Raw genomic sequence first — 17718 nt, 5'->3', positions numbered from 1 at the left:
CCGCCCCGCTGAACGTCCCCCGCACCCCGACCGGCAACGCCGAGGTCGACGCCCAGCTGGAGCGGCTCGGCGACGCCGACCACCTCGCCACGGACGGACATCTCGAGGTGTACGAGGATGTGCACCGGGGGCTGCGCGACGCGCTGACCGCGCTCGACGCACGCCCGGGACCTCCGGCGCCCTCACCGTCGTACGGCACGAGGGGGCCTTCACCCTCGTATGGCAACAGGAGCTGAACCGAACGTGGCAGGAGTCGCACGTCGCCGTCTGGACGCGGAGCTGGTGCGCCGCAAGCTCGCGCGCTCGCGTGAGCACGCCGGGCAGCTGATCGCGGCCGGGCGGGTCAGCGTCGGCAAGTCCGTCGCGACCAAGCCGGCCACCCAGGTGGAGACCGCCGCGGCGATCGTCGTGGCGGCCGACGACAACGACCCCGACTACGTCTCGCGCGGCGGGCACAAGCTCGCGGGCGCCCTGCGGGCGTTCGTGCCGCGTGGGCTCGTCGTCGAGGGGCGGCGGGCGCTGGACGCCGGTGCCTCCACCGGGGGTTTCACCGATGTGCTGCTGCGCTCGGGGGCCGCGCACGTCGTCGCCGTCGACGTCGGCTACGGACAACTCGCGTGGACTCTGCAGAGCGATGAACGCGTCACCGTCAAGGACCGTACGAACGTACGCGAGTTGACGCTCGAAGCGATCGATGGGGAGCCTGTGGATCTTGTCGTGGGGGATCTGTCCTTCATCCCGCTCGGCCTGGTGCTGCCCGCCCTGGTGCGGTGTGTGAAGCCGGATGCCGATCTGGTGATGATGGTCAAGCCGCAGTTCGAGGTGGGGAAGGAACGGCTGGGCAGCGGGGGAGTGGTACGGAGTCCGCAGTTGCGGGCGGAGGCGGTGCGGGGTGTGGCCCACAAGGCGTGGGAACTCGGACTCGGGGTGAAGGGTGTCACCGCCAGTCCGCTGCCCGGACCCTCCGGGAACGTCGAGTACTTTCTGTGGCTGCGGGCCGGAGCACCCGAACTGGACCCGGCCGATGTCGATCGTGCAGTTGCGGAGGGGCCGCGTTGACACAGAACCGAGCTCGTACGGTTTTCCTGCTCGCCCACACGGGACGGCCGGCGGCCATCCGCAGTGCCGAGCTGGTCGTGAAGGGGCTGCTGCGCGAGGGGATCGGGGTACGGGTCCTGGAGTACGAGGCCGCCGACCTGCCGCTGCCCGATGAGGTGGAGCTGGTCAAGGAGGCCACCGCCCAGTGCCTCGAGGGGTGCGAGCTGCTGATCGTGCTCGGCGGTGACGGGACGCTGCTGCGGGGTGCCGAGTTCGCTCGCGCGTCCGGGGTGCCGATGCTGGGCGTCAACCTCGGGAGCGTGGGGTTCCTCGCGGAGGCCGAGCGGGACGACCTCGACAAGGTCGTCGACCGGGTGGTGTCGAAGTCGTACGAGGTCGAGGAACGGATGACCGTCGACGTCGTCGTGCACCGCAACGGGGACATCGTCCACACGGACTGGGCGCTGAACGAGGCGGCCGTGCAGAAGGCCGGGGCCGAGAAGCTGCTCGAGGTCGTCCTCGAGATCGACGGGCGGCCGGTCACGGGGTTCGGCTGCGACGGGATCGTGCTGTCCACGCCCACCGGGTCGACCGCCTACGCGTTCTCGGCGGGCGGGCCCGTGGTGTGGCCCGAGGTCGAGGCGCTGCTGATGGTGCCGATCTCCGCGCACGCGCTGTTCGCGAAGCCGCTGGTGACCTCGCCGAACTCCGTGCTCGCCGTCGAACTGCTGCCCCACATTCCGCCGGGTGTGCTGTGGTGCGACGGTCGGCGGACGTTCGAGCTGCCGCCGGGGGCGCGGGTGGAGGTGCGGCGGGGCGCGGTGCCGGTGCGGCTGGCTCGGCTGCATCACGCGTCCTTCACCGACCGGCTGGTGGCGAAGTTCGCGCTGCCGGTTTCCGGATGGCGGGGAGCGCCGCACTGACCCCTTGGGACATCCACTCGCCCGAGTGACAGGGTGCCTCGCGTATCTCCGTCCCTACCTCGTAAGGTCGTAGCCGTGCTGGAAGAGATGCGGATACGGTCGCTCGGCGTCATCGACGACGCGGTCGTCGAGCTGTCGCCCGGGTTCACCGCCGTCACCGGTGAGACGGGTGCGGGCAAGACCATGGTCGTCACCAGTCTCGGGCTGTTGCTCGGCGGCCGGGCGGACGCGGCGTTGGTGCGGATCGGGGCCGAGAAGGCCGTCGTCGAGGGCCGGATCACCGTGCCCGCGGACGCCTCCGCCGTGGTGCGGGCCGAGGAGGCCGGGGCCGAGCTCGACGACGGGGCCCTGTTGATCAGCCGTACCGTTTCCGCCGAGGGGCGGTCGCGGGCGCATGTGGGCGGGCGGAGCGTGCCGGTGGGGTTGCTCGCCGACCTCGCCGACGACCTGGTGGCCGTGCACGGGCAGACCGACCAGCAGGGACTGCTGAAGCTGTCCCGGCAGCGGCAGGCGCTCGACCGGTACGCCGGTGAGGCCGTGGCCGGGCCGCTCGCCAAGTACGGCGAGGCCTATCGCCGGCTGCGGGCCGTCTCCGTCGAGCTGGAGGAGATCGTCACACGCGCGCGTGAGCGGGCCCAGGAGGCCGACATGCTGCGCTACGGCCTCGAGGAGATCGCCGGAGTCGAGCCGCGGGCCGGGGAGGACGTCGAGCTGGCCGAGGAGGCGGAGCGGCTCGGGCACGCGGAGGCGCTGTCGTCCGCCGCCACCGCCGCCCACGCCGCCCTCGCCGGGAATCCCGAGGACCCCGAGGGCATCGACGCCGCCACGCTCGTCGCGGGCGCCCAGCGGGCACTGGACGCCGTGCGGTCGCACGACCCCGCGCTGTCCGCGCTCGCCGACCGCATCGGGGAGATCGGGATCCTCCTGGGCGACGTGGCCGGGGAGTTGGCGGGATACGCCGACGACCTGGACGCCGATCCCCTGCGGCTGGCGGCGGTTGAGGAACGGCGGGCCGCGCTCACCGGGTTGACCCGGAAGTACGGCGAGGACGTCAACGCCGTGCTGGCGTGGGCCGAGCGGAGCGCGGCCCGGCTGACCGAGCTGGACGGCGACGACGAGCGGATCGACGAGCTGACCGCTGAGCGGGACGCGCTGCGTTCCGAACTGGGCGGGCTGGCGCAGGCGTTGACGGACGCGCGGGCGGAGGCCGCCGAGCGGTTCGCCGCGGCCGTGACCGCGGAGCTGGCCTCGCTCGCCATGCCGCACGCGCGCGTGTCGTTCGAGATCCGGCAGACCGAGGATCCCGAGGGCGTGGAGGTCGGCGGGCGCGCGGTCGCCTACGGGCCGTCCGGTGCCGACGAGGTGGAGCTGCTGCTCGCCCCGCATCCGGGGGCGCCGCCGCGGCCCATCGCCAAGGGGGCGTCCGGTGGTGAGCTCTCGCGCGTGATGCTCGCCGTCGAGGTCGTCTTCGCGGGGACGGATCCGGTGCCGACGTACCTCTTCGACGAGGTCGACGCCGGTGTCGGCGGCAAGGCGGCCGTCGAGATCGGGCGGCGGCTGGCCAGGCTCGCCAAGACCGCGCAGGTCGTCGTCGTGACTCACCTCCCGCAGGTCGCCGCCTTCGCCGACCGGCAGTTGCTGGTCGAGAAGACCAACGACGGGTCCGTGACCCGCTCCGGCGTGAAGGTGCTGGAGGGCGAGGAGCGGGTGCGGGAGCTGTCCCGGATGCTCGCCGGGCAGGAGGACTCCGAGACGGCCCGGGCTCACGCGGAGGAACTACTGGCCACGGCTCGCGCGGACGTGTAGGAGCCGGTCGGGGTGAGTCTCATCACGCGGCCCGTGGGCGGCCGTTGGGGCGGGGCGATCGGTCGCTGAGGCCTGTGGTGCGCCAGGGGCGCCTGTGCCGTCCGCGCGCACCGACCCTCCACCGGACCGTCGCGGAACGCCCCCTTCTCACTCGTGTGAGTGACACCGCCCCGGTCTCCGGCGGTTGCCCGGCGCCTCCGCGGTGCCGGAACACCCGTACGTGCTGGCATCCTTGAGTTGGTACGTGGAGGAAACAGCGCGGTACACCCCCACCGCCCGGTCCTTCTGTACCTTCTTCGTGACCGCCCGACGCCGAACCAGGAGCCCCGGCCACGTGAGCCCCGTCAGCAGCCCCACGCCGCACGGTCAGTCGTCGCTGCGCACCGTGCAGGTGCTGGGCGGCGGCAACGCCGGCAGCAGCGCGCATGTGCGCTCGCTGGCCTCCGGGCTCGTCGCGAGGGGCGTGCGGGTGACGGTGTGCGCCCCCGTCGAGGCCGATCACCTCTACGACTTCACGGGCACCGGCGCCGAACACGTGCACGTGCCCCGCAGCAGCGACCCGGGGTCCGTGGCCGTGCTGCGGGAGGCCTGCAGGAACGCCGACCTGGTGCACGCCCATGGACTGCACGCCTCCTTCCGTGCCGCTCTGGCGCTCAGCGGACGGCGCACCCCGCTGGTCGTCACCTGGCACAACCACGCGCGGGCCGAGGGCGCCCGGGCGCATCTGCTGCGTCTGCTGGAGCGGCGGGTGGTGAAGGCGGCCACCGTGGTGCTCGGCACGACCTCGGACCTCGTGGACCGCGCCCGCCGGACCGGAGCGCGCGACGCACGGCTCGCCGCCGTCGCGCTGCCCGGCCGGCGCGGCATCGCCGAGCACGACGACCCGGAGCGGCTCGGCTCCAAGATCCGGGCCGAACTCGGCGCCACCGGGCGTCCGTTGCTGATGGCCGTCGGTTCGCTCGACCGGCACCGCGGTTACGACACTCTCCTGGACGCCACCCGCGCCTGGTGCCGCCTCGACCCCGTGCCGCTCGTCGTGATCGCGGGCGAAGGCCCGCTGCGGGGCATGCTGCAGCGCCGTATCGAGGACGAGGAACTGCCCGTACGGCTCCTCGGGCGGCGCGACGACGCGAGCGAACTGCTCACCGCCGCCGACGTGGCGCTGCTGCCCAGCAGTTGGGAGTCCCGCTCCGTGCTCGCGCAGGAAGCCCTGCACGCGCGTGTGCCGCTCGTCGCGACCCGCGTCGGCGGCGTCCCCGAACTCGTCGGCGACGCAGCGGAACTCGTCCCGTACGGCGACGCGAAGGCCCTTGCCGACGCCGTCACCCGGCTCCTCACCGACCCCGTCCGACGCGAACTCCTCAAGGACCGGGGCACCCGGCAGGCGGCCACCTGGCCGACCGAGGACGAGACGGTCGCCCAGGTACTGAGCGTCTACGACGAGTTGACGCAGCCCCGGCCCCTCATCTAGGGATCTAGGGCACGTACCGGCGCGCTCTGAGCGCCAGGCTCAACGCCAGTACGGTCTGCGGGTCTTCGAGGTCCGTGCCCAGCAACTCGCCGATGCGGGCCAGGCGGTTGTAGAGCGTCTGCCGGTTGAGGTGGAGTTCGCGGGCCGTTTCCGCCTTGCGGCCCGCGTGCGCCAGGTACGTCTCCAGGGTGGGCAGCAGGGGCGGCCGGGAGCGGTCGTCGTGGTCGCGCAGGGGGCCGATCGCGCGGTCGACGAAGGCCGCGAGGTCGGGGTGGTCCCGCAGCCGCCACAGCAGGAGGTCGATGTCGAGGCGGCGGGCGTCGTACCAGGGGCGGTCCGTCAGGCCCTGCGCCGCCGTCGCGGTCTCCGCCGCGTGCCGCAGCCCCGCCGACGCCGCCGCCCAGCCGCCCACGACGCCTACGACCACCACCGGCGGCTGCGCCCCCGGCCGCTGCATGCCCGCCCGCTCCACCCCGGCCCGCAGCGCCGCCGCCACCCGGTCCGCGACCGCCGGCCGCTCCGACTCCGACCGCAGGCCCAGCAGGACGAGGACACGGCCCTCGACGGGCCGTACGCCCAGCAGCACCGGCACCCCCACCGAGGCCAGCTCCTCGGAGACGGCACGCGCCAGCACCGCCCAGCCGCCCCCGGGCGACAGGGCGTCCCCGAGCCGCATGACGACCGGCAGCAGCGGGCTGGTGCCCGGCTTGAAGCCCAGCACGCGCGCCTGCGCGGGCGCGTCCTCGGCGGTGATCCGGCCCTCGGCGAGGTCGGTGAGGAAGTCGCCGCGTCCGCGCGCCGCCAGCTCCTCCTCCTGCCGGGCCTGCATCAGCACCACGGCGAGGATGCCCGCGGCCCGCTCGGCCGCCATCCGGTGCACCGGCCCCAGCGGGGCCCGTACGGGCAGCAGCACCAGCCGTGCCCGCACCGAACCGGTCCCCGGGCCGCCCCCGGGCACGTCCACCAGCACGGAGCCGGACGGCGGAGCGTCCTTGTGCTGGCCGCGCAGCCCCTCCCACACCTGGAGCGGGTCCGCGCCCTCGGGGCCCTCCCCGGCGGCGTACAGGAGCTGTCCGTCGGGTGTTTCCAGGAAGACCGGGTTGCCGCCGAAGCCCGCCAGGATGCCGAGCACCTGGGGCACCCCGCCGCCGCCCAGCAGGGCCTCCGTACAGCGGCGGTGCACCTCCTCGGCCCGCTGGAGCAGCGCGTAGTGGCCGTTGACGATCTCGGTGTGGATCTCCTCGGTGACCGCCACGAAGGGCACCTCGCGGTGCAGCTGGACCAGCGGCAGACCGGCCGCGCGTGCCGTGTCGACGAGGGCCGCCGGCAGCCGGGTGAAGCGCGGGCCCAGCTCGACGACGAGGGCGGCGATGCCGCGTTCGGCCAGGGTACGGACGAACACGCGCTGGTCGGCCGGGCGGGTGCCGAGCCCGTAGCCGGTGGTCAGCAGCAGCTCGCCGCCCTTGAGCAGCGAGGCGATGTTGGGCACCTCGCCCGCGTGCACCCAGCGCACGGTGCGCTGCAGCCGGTCGGCGCCCGCCAGCACCTCGGGCAGCCCGCTGCGCAGCCCGGGCAGCTCCAGCGCCCGCTGAACGGTGATGCCGGCGCCCTGGCTGGCGAGTCCGCTGTCCGTGCCGCTGTCCATAGCCGGACGCTACCTGCGCGGATGCCACCGCAACAGCTCGGGCCCGACGCAAGCGCCCTCGGGCGGCACCGAAGGGCGGACGTCCTCCGTGGTCCGTTGGCCGAGAGCACCTGGGCGCCGCCCGAAGGGACGCCGAGCCGCGGTCGTCATGCGGCTCGGCCGCGCGGGCGCGATCAGCCACGACAGTGCCGCGGAGGACGGACGGCCTCCACGGCATCCGGCTTCCCGCGTCTCCCGCGGAGCGGCTAGCCGCCGTACGCCCCCGACGCCGTCAGGCGCAGGGCCGTGTCGATGAGGGGCACGTGGCTGAAGGCCTGGGGGAAGTTGCCCACCTGGCGCTTGAGGCGCGGGTCCCACTCCTCGGCGAGCAGCCCGAGGTCGTTGCGCAGCGAGAGCAGCTTCTCGAAGAGCTTCCTCGCCTCGTCCACGCGGCCGATCATCGCCAGGTCGTCGGCCATCCAGAACGAGCAGGCCAGGAAGGCCCCCTCGTCGCCGGGCAGGCCGTCGACGCCCTCGCTGTCGCCCTCGGTCGGGTAGCGCAGGATGAAGCCGTCCGGCGTCGACAGCTCGCGCTGGATGGCCTCGATGGTGCCGATGACGCGCTTGTCGTCGGGCGGCAGGAAACCCATCTGCGGGATCAGCAGCAGTGAGGCGTCGAGCTCCCTGGAGCCGTACGACTGGGTGAAGGTGTTGCGCTCCTTGTCGTAGCCCTTTTCGCACACGTCCCGGTGGATCTCGTCGCGCAGCTCCTTCCAGCGCTCCAGCGGGCCGTCCGCGTCGCCGGACTCGATGAGCTTGATGGTGCGGTCGACGGCGACCCAGGCCATCACCTTGGAGTGCACGAAGTGCCGGCGCGGCCCGCGCACCTCCCAGATGCCCTCGTCCGGCTCGTCCCAGTGCTGCTCCAGGTAGCGGATCAGCTTCAGCTGGAGGAGGGAGGCGTAGTCGCTGCGGGCCAGGCCCGTCATGTGGCCGAGGTGCAGGGCCTCGGTGACCTCGCCGTACACGTCGAGCTGGAGCTGGTGGGCGGCGCCGTTGCCGACGCGCACCGGCGCCGAGTTCTCGTAGCCGGGCAGCCAGTCCAGCTCCGCCTCGCCCAGCTCGCGCTCGCCCGCGATGCCGTACATGATCTGCAGGTTCTCGGGGTCGCCGGCGACAGCGCGCAGCAGCCACTCGCGCCAGGCGCGGGCCTCCTCGCGGTAGCCGGTGCGCAGCAGCGAGGACAGGGTGATGGCCGCGTCACGCAGCCAGGTGTAGCGGTAGTCCCAGTTGCGGACGCCGCCGATGTCCTCGGGGAGGGAGGTCGTCGGCGCGGCGACGATTCCGCCGGTCGGGGCGTACGTCAGCGCCTTCAGCGTGATCAGCGAGCGGATCACCGCCTCGCGGTAGGGGCCGTGGTACGTACAGTGCTCGACCCACTCCCGCCAGAAGTCCTCCGTGGCCTCCAGGGATGCCTCCGGCTCCGGCAGCGGCGGGGGCTCCTTGTGCGAGGGCTGCCAGGAGATGGTGAAGGCGATCCGGTCACCGGGGGCGACCGTGAAGTCCGAGTACGTCGTCAGCGACTTGCCGTAGGTCTCGCACTCGGTGTCGTACCAGACCGAGTCGGGGCCGGCGACGGCGACCGTGCGGCCGTCGTGCTTGTGCACCCAGGGCACGACACGGCCGTACGAGAAACGCATGCGCAGGGCCGAGCGCATGGGGACGCGGCCCGAGACGCCCTCGACGATCCGGATCAGCTGCGGGGCGCCGTCACGCGGGGGCATGAAATCGGTCACTCGGACCGTGCCGCGCGGGGTGTCCCACTCGGATTCCAGGATCAGCGAGTCGCCGCGGTAGCCGCGCCGGGCCGCCCTCGGGGGCTGGGCGTCGGAGGCGTGGGCGGGGCCCAGCCGCCAGAACCCGTGCTCCTCGGTGCCCAGCAGACCGGCGAAGATGGCATGCGAGTCGAAGCGGGGCAGGCACAGCCAGTCCACCGTGCCGTCCCGGCAGACCAGGGCAGCGGTCTGCATGTCTCCGATGAGTGCGTAGTCTTCGATGCGCCCGGCCACGTGCAACTCCAGTCGAACGGCCACGTCACCCCCAGCAGGGGGCTGTCGCTATTGCGGTCAAGGGGTCGTTGTAATGCGTCGTTGAGCGGTGAAGCAAAGCAGTCGTGCCTGCCGTGTGGCAAAACGACAATTGATGCTCAACGAACTGACGAGCTCTCGTTGTTCCGGTCATCACGTGCGGGGGTGGTGACGTGTATCCGGCCGGGCTCGGCAGCGAGTGTCCGAGCAGGATACGACGCACGTAGATGATCTGTGTGCCGCTCCCGGCAACCGAGATCGGCCGAACGGGTGAGCAACCGTCGGGAAACAGCGGAAGACGTGCACGTCCGTGGCGGTCCGTGTGCGGAGCGTGGCCGGAAGCCGTCGGCTGCGGTCGCTGATACCCTGGTAGCCCGTGGACCGGTGGGCGAGAAAACCCCGGAACCGCAACCCAGACCGCGACCACGGGAGCCCCCTCTTGGCCATGCCGCCGCATGTTTTTCGAAACAGCACAGCCACGACGACCAAGCACATCTTCGTCACCGGGGGTGTCGCCTCCTCCCTGGGCAAGGGCCTGACGGCCTCCAGCCTCGGCATGCTGCTCAAGGCGCGCGGCCTCAGGGTCGTGATGCAGAAGCTCGACCCGTATCTGAACGTGGACCCGGGCACGATGAACCCCTTCCAGCACGGTGAGGTCTTCGTCACGAACGACGGGGCGGAGACCGACCTGGACATCGGACACTACGAGCGCTTCCTCGACCGTGACTTGGACGGCTCCGCCAATGTCACTACGGGACAGGTGTACTCGACGGTGATCGCCAAGGAGCGGCGCGGCGAGTACCTCGGTGACACCGTGCAGGTCATCCCGCACATCACCAACGAGATCAAGCACCGGATCCGCCGGATGGCGACCGACGAGGTCGATGTCGTCATCACCGAGGTCGGCGGCACGGTCGGCGACATCGAGTCGCTGCCGTTCCTGGAGACGGTGCGCCAGGTGCGGCACGAGGTCGGCCGTGACAACGTCTTCGTCGTCCACATCTCCCTCCTGCCCTACATCGGCCCGTCGGGAGAGCTGAAGACGAAGCCGACCCAGCACTCGGTTGCGGCCCTGCGGAACATCGGTATCCAGCCGGACGCCATCGTGCTGCGCTGCGACCGCGAGGTGCCGACCGCGATCAAGCGCAAGATCTCCCTGATGTGCGACGTCGACGAGGCCGCCGTGGTGGCCTGTCCCGACGCCCGCTCGATCTACGACATCCCGAAGACCGTGCACGGCGAGGGCCTGGACGCCTATGTCGTCCGCAAGCTGGACCTGCCCTTCCGCGACGTGGACTGGACGACCTGGGACGACCTGCTCGACCGCGTCCACAACCCCGACCACGAGATCACCCTCGCCCTGGTCGGCAAGTACATCGACCTGCCCGACGCCTACCTCTCGGTCACCGAGGCCCTGCGCGCCGGCGGCTTCGCCAACAAGGCCCGCGTGAAGATCAAGTGGGTCACCTCCGACGACTGCAAGACCCCGGCCGGCGCCAAGGCGCAGCTGTCGGACGTCGACGGCATCTGCATCCCCGGCGGCTTCGGCGACCGCGGTGTGCTCGGCAAGGTCGGCGCGATCAGGTACGCCCGCGAGAACAAGATCCCCCTGCTCGGCCTCTGCCTGGGCCTGCAGTGCATCGTGATCGAGGCCGCGCGCAACCTGGCCGACATCGGCGACGCCAACTCCACCGAGTTCGACCCGGCCACCGCCCACCCGGTGATCTCCACCATGGCCGAGCAGCTGGACATCGTCGCCGGCGAGGGCGACATGGGCGGAACGATGCGCCTGGGCATGTACCCGGCCAAGCTGGCCGAGGGCTCCATCGTGCGCGAGGTGTACGACGGCAAGGAGTACGTCGAGGAGCGGCACCGCCACCGCTACGAGGTCAACAACGCCTACCGCGCGGAGCTGGAGAAGAAGGCGGGCATCCTGTTCTCCGGCACGTCCCCGGACGGCAAGCTCGTGGAGTACGTGGAGTACCCCCGCGAGGTGCACCCTTACCTGGTCGCCACCCAGGCGCACCCCGAACTGCGCTCGCGTCCGACCAGGCCGCACCCGCTGTTCGCGGGCCTGGTGAAGGCCGCCGTCGAGCGGAAGAACTCCGACTGACACAACAGTTGTACGGTGGCCGGGGCGCGCGCATTCAAAAGGTGAGCGCCCCGGCTGCTCTTTTTTTGCACGTGGGGAAGGACAGGGCATGACGATCAAGGACGCTCCCGAGGAGTGGGAGATCCGGGCGACGAGGACCCCCTTCGTGGGCAACAAGACCTCCGTCCGCACGGACGACGTGGTCATGCCCGACGGAACGGTCGTCCACCGCGACTACCAGCTCCATCCGGGCTCGGTCGGTGTCCTCGCCCTGGACGACGAGGGACGGGTCCTGGTGATCCGCCAGTACCGCCACCCCGTGCGCCAGAAGCTCTGGGAGATCCCGGCCGGCCTGCTCGACGTGCCCGGCGAGAACCCGCTGCACGCGGCCCAGCGCGAGCTGTACGAGGAGGCGCACGTCAAGGCGGAGGACTGGCGGGTGCTGGCCGACGTCTACACCACCCCGGGCGGCTCCGACGAGGCCGTGCGGATCTTCCTGGCCCGGGATCTGTCCGAGGCGGACGGCGAGCGCTTCGCGGTCGAGCACGAGGAGATCGACCTGGAGTACGACCGTGTGCCGCTCGACGAGCTGGCCCGGGGCGTCCTCGCGGGTGAACTGCACAACAACTGCCTCGTGGTGGGCGTCCTTTCGCTCATCGCGGCGCAGAACGGCGACGGGCTCGACGCGCTCCGTCCGGCCGAGGCACCGTGGCCCGCGCGTCCGTTCGAGTCCTGAACACTTCCCGGCGTGTCGGTGTGACCATCGGCTGATCCGATCGAGGGACCTGTCCGCCGCGCTCCACCAGGAACGTTGCAGAGCGTGAACTAGGCTCTGACCGATGCCCGGACCGGGGTCCCGGCGGGCTTGCGTGCGGTGGGACGGGAGTGTGGCCCGTGACGGATCAGGCGGTGGACACGGAAGGCGGCGCACGGCTGTCGGAAAGTCAGTTCCTGGGCCGTACAAGGGAGTTGAAAGAGCTGCGCGCCGACATCGAGCGCGCGGGCCTGGACACCCTGTCCGGGAGGAAACCCCCACGCGCGCGTGTCCTGCTCATCGCCGGAAAGCCCGGCTCCGGACGCACCGCGCTCGCCGAGGAACTCGTACGACAGGTCGCGGACCGTTACGACGACGGAGTGCTGCGCGCCCGGCTGAGCGAGCCCGACGGCACCCCCGTCCCCGTCGAGCGCGCCGCCCGTGAGCTGCTGGCCGCCCTGGACCTGCCCACCCCCGCCGGAGCCGCCGCCGACGAGCTGACCGAGGCCCTGCGCACCGCCCTCGCCGACCGGCGGGTCCTGCTGCTGCTCGACGACGCGGCCGACGCCGAGCAGGTCGACGCCCTCCTCCCGGACACCCCCGACTGCCTGGTCGTCGCCGTGTCCGGCGGCCCCCTCACCGGCATCTCCGACGTCCGCCCCTGCACCCTGGGCGGCCTCGACACCAAGTCCGGCCTGGAGCTGCTCACCCGCCACACCGGCTCGGTCCGCATCACCGTCGACCCCCGTGCCGCCGAGGGCCTGGTCGAGGAGTGCCAGGGGCAGCCCGCGGCGCTGACGCTGGCCGGCGGCTGGCTAGCCGCGCGCCCCAAGGCGGCCGTCGCCGACCTGGCCAAACAGCTGCACAGCGAGGACGGCGAGGGCACCCCGCTCAGCCGGGTCTTCCGGCTCGTCCACGCCTCGCTGCCCTCCGCCTCCGCCCGGATACTGCGACTGCTCTCGCTGGCCCCGGCCGGCCTCGTCGACCCGCACACCGCCGCCGCGCTGGCCGGCTGCTCCGTCGACGGCGCGCGGGCCGCCCTGGACGACTTCGTCGCCCTCGGCCTGCTGCACACCGTGGACTCGCCGGTGCCCCAGTACGAGGTGCCCGGCTGTCTGCACCCCCTGCTCAGAAAGCTGGCCGCGACCCAGGACCGCCCCGGCGAGCTCCAGCTGGCCCGTGCCCGGATGCTGGAGCGGACGGTACGCCTGCTGCAGTCCTGCCGGACCATCACCGAGACCGACGACCCCGAGGTCCGCGAGAAGCTCCAGGCCATGCCCCGCTCGCTGCGCTTCCCGAGCCCCCGGGCCGCCGAGGAGTGGCTGCGCATCCGGCGGCCCGCGCTGCTGGCCTCCGCCCGGGCCGCGGTGGCCGACGGGGAGCTGGACACCCTCGCCAGGCGCCTCATGTCCCAGCTGGTCAGGGCGATGGTGGCGCACTTCGGCACCCAGGCCGCCGCGTCCGACCTGTACGGCGTTCACGCGCTCGTCCTCGACGTCGCCGAGCGCCGGAAGCTGCCCCGGGAGAAGGCCGCCGCGCTGCTGAACCTGGGCGATCTGGACGGCCAGACCGGCCGTACGGCGCAGGCCCTGGTGCGGTATCGGGCCGCGCTGGACGCCGGACGCGAGGCGAACGACCCGTACGCGACCGGGCGCGCGATGGAATCCGTAGGCGGCGCGCATCTGGAGCTCGAGGACTACGACCGGGCCGCCGACTGGTTCGGCCGGGCCCTGGCCCAGCGGCTGGCCCGGGACGAGCGGGCCGAGGCCGCCCGGCTGTACGGCCGTATCGCATCCGCCCACACCTACGCGGGCCGCTACGGCGAGGCGCAGCGCAACTGGCGGGCCGCTGCCGCCGGGTACCGCAAGAACGGCGATGTGGCGGCCCACGCCCGGGCGTTGAGCGAGCTCGCGCGCGTCCAGGAGTACGCGGGGCGGCCCGAGGAGTCGCTGCGCACCTGCCACGAGGCGCTGGAGTGGGCGCGCCGGGCCGAGGACGAGCGGCTGCAGGCCGCGCTGCAGCTGCGGCTCGCCGACACGCTGGAGCACCTCGGCGATCCGGCGGCCGCCGCACTGCACCGGGGACGGGCCGAACGGCTCCTCGGTGACGAGCCGGAACAGGCCGATGACACGAAACCTGCCGCTGACGCCTGCGAAATCCGTAGTACATCCGCTGAAGATTGATGCAATGAAAGGCTAGACAGCGGGAACACCTTCATTAAACTGGCTCTGCCGCACCTTCTCCTGCGGTGTCTCCCGGTGTGTTCCGTCATGCCTGGGTACGTGTTGTATTGCCCCACATCCACTGAGCCAAGGACCGTGATCCACGTGAAGGTCGGCATCCCCCGCGAGGTCAAGAACAACGAGTTCCGGGTGGCCATCACCCCCGCCGGGGTGCACGAGCTCGTGCGCCACGGCCACCAGGTCGTCATCGAGCGGGGCGCCGGCCTCGGCTCGTCGATCCCGGACGAGGAGTACACCGCCGAGGGTGCCCAGATCCTGGACACCGCCGACGAGGTCTGGGCCGCCGCCGACCTGCTGCTGAAGGTCAAGGAGCCGATCGCCGAGGAGTACCACCGCCTCCGCAAGGACCAGACGCTCTTCACCTACCTGCACCTGGCCGCCTCCAAGGAGTGCACCGACGCGCTCATCGAGTCCGGCACCACGGCGATCGCCTACGAGACCGTCGAGCTGCCCAGCCGCGCCCTGCCGCTGCTGGCGCCCATGTCCGAGGTCGCGGGCCGGCTGGCCCCGCAGGTCGGCGCCTACCACCTGATGCGCTCGGTCGGCGGCCGCGGTGTGCTGCCCGGCGGCGTCCCCGGCACCCAGCCCGCGCGTGCCGTCGTCATCGGCGGCGGTGTCTCCGGCTGGAACGCCACCCAGATCGCCGTCGGCATGGGCTTCCACGTCACGCTGCTCGACCGCGACATCAACAAGCTCCGCGAGGCCGACAAGGTCTTCGGCACCAAGGTCCGGGCGATCATGTCCAACGCCTTCGAGCTGGAGAAGGCCGTCCTGGACGCCGACCTCGTCATCGGCGCCGTGCTCATCCCGGGCGCCAAGGCCCCGAAGCTGGTCACCAACGAGCTCGTCGCCCGGATGAAGCCCGGAAGTGTCCTTGTCGACATCGCGATCGACCAGGGCGGCTGCTTCGAGGACTCCCGTCCGACCACCCACGCCGAGCCGACCTTCACGGTCCACGACTCGGTCTTCTACTGCGTCGCCAACATGCCCGGCGCGGTGCCCAACACCTCCACCTACGCGCTCACCAACGCCACGCTGCCCTACATCGTCGAACTCGCCGACCACGGCTGGGTTGAGGCGCTGCGCCGCGACCCCGCGCTGGCCAAGGGGCTCAACACCCATGACGGCAAGGTCGTTTACCGCGAGGTGGCCCAGGCGCACGGACTGGAGCACGTGGAGCTGGAGACGCTGCTCGGCTGAGCCCGATCGACCCGACAACGTAAGTCACCTTTTCGTAAAGGCGATACGTCAACAAGGCGCGTCAACCGTGCGCACCCGGCCGGACCTTGCCCCACAAGGTCCGGCCAGATGTGTGTATGGTCACTTTGCGCCTCTCGGTCAACTCGCCTCGAACGTAACCCTTCGACCGATTCGCACACCGGCGAAACCTGCCGTGCGACGGCCGTACGCCCTTGACAGCGGGATGTTTCATTGCCGACACATCGGGCCGGGTCCGGCGGATTGTGTTGCTGCGGACGCCCGACACGCCATAGAGTCGCCAACCGTCGGCATGGTGCCACGCTGACCTTGTCTAGAAGTTTCCTGGTCACCAAGGAGGTAAGACGACTTGTGAATGAGTCGACATTTTCTCCCGGGGGTGGTCAACCAGGAATGCCTACGCGGGGCCCCGGTCCCGCGGGGCTCGAGGCTGTCGGCTCCGTCGCTGTCCGAACCTTCGCAGCCCAACAGAGCCAGACCGGCCCCCGCATGGTTCTGTCAGCACCCCAGAGCATGGATGGCCATCACGTGAACGCCATGGCCGGCGACGGAAGTGGCGCGCCCCACAACCACTTCGCCGACTACGACGAACTGCCCGAAGGGCACTTCTACGACCCCGACGCGGAGTACGAGCCGGATCCCGAGTACGCGGCCACGCTCGCGCCCGACGCTGCCCGCCAGCGCCGTGAGCGCATCGGCCCGACCGGGCGCCCGCTGCCGTACTTCCCGATCCCGGGCCCGCTGACCGACCACGGCCCCGCGAAGATCATCGCGATGTGCAACCAGAAGGGCGGCGTGGGCAAGACGACGTCGACCATCAACCTGGGTGCCGCGCTCGCGGAGTACGGCCGGCGTGTGCTGCTCGTGGACTTCGACCCGCAGGGCGCGCTGTCGGTGGGCCTCGGTGTCAACCCGATGGAGCTCGACCTCACCGTCTACAACCTGCTCATGGAGCGGGGCATGGCGGCCGACGAGGTGCTCCTGAAGACGGCGGTCCCCAACATGGACCTGCTGCCCAGCAACATCGACCTGTCGGCGGCGGAGGTCCAGCTGGTCTCCGAGGTCGCGCGCGAGTCCACGCTGCAGCGCGCCCTGAAGCCGCTCATGGCCGACTACGACTACATCGTGATCGACTGTCAGCCCTCGCTGGGTCTGCTCACCGTGAACGCGCTGACGGCGGCGCACAAGGTGATAGTGCCCCTCGAGTGCGAGTTCTTCGCGCTGCGCGGTGTCGCGCTGCTCACCGAGACCATCGAGAAGGTCCAGGAGCGGCTCAACCCGGAGCTGGAGCTCGACGGGATCCTCGCCACGATGTACGACTCGCGCACGGTCCACAGCCGCGAGGTGCTGGCCCGCGTGGTCGAGGCCTTCGACGACCACGTCTACCACACGGTCATCGGCCGCACGGTCCGCTTCCCGGAGACCACGGTCGCGGGCGAGCCGATCACCACCTACGCCTCCAACTCCGTCGGCGCCGCCGCCTACCGCCAGCTCGCCAGGGAGGTGCTCGCCCGGTGTCACGCCGAGTGAGTCTGCCGGGGGCCGACGAACTCTTCCGTACGACAGGGGGAATGGCGCTCCAGCCGTCCACTCCGCGGCGGGGGGCCAACGGCGAAGCCCGTGTGCCCGCGCCCGCCGGGGAGAGCGACCCGGCCGCGGCCGGGCCCGAGGACGCGCCGCAGTCGGTACCCGCGCAGGGCGGCGACGGCGAGGGCGCGGAGCATGTGGCGGCGGAGCCCGAGCCGTCCGACGAGGGCGAGTCCCGGGATCGGCCGGCACGCCGTCAGACGGCGCAGGAAGGTTCTGCCCCGGCCGGCGCGGGCGCCCAGCCGCGCAAGCGCGGGCGGGCGGCCAACCGGCGCCCCAGCGGACGGGAACGGCACGACGAGAAGATCACCGTGTACGTGTCCGCCGAGGAGCTGATGGATCTGGAGCATGCGCGGCTGGTGCTCCGGGGCGAGCACGGGCTGGCCGTCGACCGGGGGCGCATCGTGCGCGAGGCGGTCGCCGTGGTCCTGGCCGACCTGGAGTCCCGCGGGGACGCGAGCATCCTCGTACGCCGACTGCGCGGGCGGTAGACGGTAGCCTGCGGGGGCCATGACCTCGAACGACGTTCCCAGCCCCGGCCCCGGTGCCGGCCGCAGGCGTGCGCTGGGGCGGGGACCGGGCGCGGGCGCTGCGCGGGTCGAGCCGACGCCCCCGACACCGGAGGAACAGGCTGCGCCGGAGCCTACGCCCCCGGAAGCCATGACCGAGGCGGTGGAGGAAAGCACCGAGGAGCGATCCACGTCCACGGCGTCGGGGTCCGGGCCGGTCCGGCCGGGAGCGCGTGAGCGAGGAGCCATCGGGGCGGAGGCCGTTGGTGCCACGGCTGCCGGATTCGAGGCCGTCGATCGCGGGGCAGCCGTGGTTGAGGCCGTCCCGCCCGGGGTGGCGGGAGCAGAGGGTCTCGGGCCCAGGGG

The 17718-nt window shown here is 71.9% G+C and carries 13 protein-coding genes; 11 read left to right on the top strand and 2 right to left on the bottom strand.

What is annotated here, in order from left to right:
* From GRC12_RS28250 to GRC12_RS28230, 5 genes are all read left to right on the top strand, one after another.
* On the top strand, positions 1-236 hold a 236-nt coding region (locus tag GRC12_RS28250; protein ID WP_208782194.1), incomplete at its 5' end, for a hypothetical protein.
* 7 nt (positions 237-243) lie between these two features.
* The gene (locus GRC12_RS28245) at positions 244-1059 is read left to right on the top strand and encodes a TlyA family RNA methyltransferase (RefSeq protein ID WP_208782193.1); all 816 of its coding nucleotides are present in this window, start codon (positions 244-246) and stop codon (positions 1057-1059) included.
* On the top strand, positions 1056-1961 hold the full coding sequence (locus GRC12_RS28240) for an NAD kinase (RefSeq protein ID WP_208782192.1): 906 nt from the start codon (positions 1056-1058) through the stop codon (positions 1959-1961). Before GRC12_RS28245 ends, GRC12_RS28240 begins: the two co-directional genes overlap by 4 nt.
* Positions 1962-2048: 87 nt before the next feature.
* Positions 2049-3767 (top strand): DNA repair protein RecN, encoded by a 1719-nt coding sequence (gene recN / locus GRC12_RS28235; RefSeq protein WP_208782196.1) that lies wholly within the window; start codon positions 2049-2051, stop codon positions 3765-3767.
* A 334-nt stretch (positions 3768-4101) separates the two neighbouring features.
* Positions 4102-5238 carry a glycosyltransferase family 4 protein gene (locus GRC12_RS28230; protein WP_208782191.1) on the top strand — a complete coding sequence of 379 codons (1137 nt, stop codon included), beginning with the start codon at positions 4102-4104 and terminating at the stop codon, positions 5236-5238.
* Positions 5239-5242: 4 nt separating this feature from the next.
* On the opposite strand, the gene GRC12_RS28225 is transcribed toward GRC12_RS28230, so the two are convergent.
* Positions 5243-6883, bottom strand: a complete 1641-nt coding sequence (locus GRC12_RS28225) for a PucR family transcriptional regulator (protein WP_208782190.1) — start codon at positions 6881-6883, stop codon at positions 5243-5245.
* 245 nt (positions 6884-7128) lie between these two features.
* Positions 7129-8931, bottom strand: coding sequence for a glycoside hydrolase family 15 protein (locus GRC12_RS28220; RefSeq protein ID WP_133047317.1), 1803 nt, complete (start codon positions 8929-8931; stop codon positions 7129-7131).
* A gap of 463 nt (positions 8932-9394) precedes the next feature.
* On the opposite strand from GRC12_RS28220, the gene GRC12_RS28215 reads away from it, so the two are divergent.
* From GRC12_RS28215 to GRC12_RS28190, 6 genes are all read left to right on the top strand, one after another.
* Positions 9395-11062: a CTP synthase gene (locus GRC12_RS28215; protein WP_208782195.1), complete on the top strand. Its 1668-nt coding sequence runs from the start codon at positions 9395-9397 to the stop codon at positions 11060-11062.
* Between the two features lie 88 nt (positions 11063-11150).
* Complete coding sequence (locus GRC12_RS28210) at positions 11151-11777, top strand: NUDIX domain-containing protein (RefSeq protein ID WP_208782189.1); 627 nt, start codon at positions 11151-11153, stop codon at positions 11775-11777.
* A 158-nt stretch (positions 11778-11935) separates the two neighbouring features.
* Positions 11936-13978 carry a tetratricopeptide repeat protein gene (locus GRC12_RS28205; protein WP_208782188.1) on the top strand — a complete coding sequence of 681 codons (2043 nt, stop codon included), beginning with the start codon at positions 11936-11938 and terminating at the stop codon, positions 13976-13978.
* Between the two features lie 144 nt (positions 13979-14122).
* Positions 14123-15238, top strand: a complete 1116-nt coding sequence (gene ald / locus GRC12_RS28200; RefSeq protein ID WP_208782187.1) for an alanine dehydrogenase — start codon at positions 14123-14125, stop codon at positions 15236-15238.
* A gap of 411 nt (positions 15239-15649) precedes the next feature.
* Entirely contained in the window at positions 15650-16786 is a 1137-nt protein-coding gene (locus GRC12_RS28195; RefSeq protein WP_208782186.1) for a ParA family protein, read from the top strand.
* Positions 16771-17334, top strand: a complete 564-nt coding sequence (locus GRC12_RS28190; protein ID WP_133047295.1) for a hypothetical protein — start codon at positions 16771-16773, stop codon at positions 17332-17334. Before GRC12_RS28195 ends, GRC12_RS28190 begins: the two co-directional genes overlap by 16 nt.
* Positions 17335-17718: the final 384 nt, after the last annotated feature.

It is taken from the genome of Streptomyces griseorubiginosus (assembly GCF_017614965.1).
GTDB lineage: Bacteria > Actinomycetota > Actinomycetes > Streptomycetales > Streptomycetaceae > Streptomyces > Streptomyces griseorubiginosus_B.
This window is presented reverse-complemented; position numbering and strand designations above follow the sequence as displayed.

Coding starts and splice junctions, on each gene's coding strand:
- recN (WP_208782196.1), top strand. CDS start 2,049: ATGCGGATACGGTCGCTCGGCGTCATCGACGACGCGGTCGTCGAGCTG.
- GRC12_RS28225 (WP_208782190.1), bottom strand. CDS start 6,883: ATGGACAGCGGCACGGACAGCGGACTCGCCAGCCAGGGCGCCGGCATC.
- GRC12_RS28210 (WP_208782189.1), top strand. CDS start 11,151: ATGACGATCAAGGACGCTCCCGAGGAGTGGGAGATCCGGGCGACGAGG.
- GRC12_RS28195 (WP_208782186.1), top strand. CDS start 15,650: ATGCCTACGCGGGGCCCCGGTCCCGCGGGGCTCGAGGCTGTCGGCTCC.
- GRC12_RS28215 (WP_208782195.1), top strand. CDS start 9,395: ATGCCGCCGCATGTTTTTCGAAACAGCACAGCCACGACGACCAAGCAC.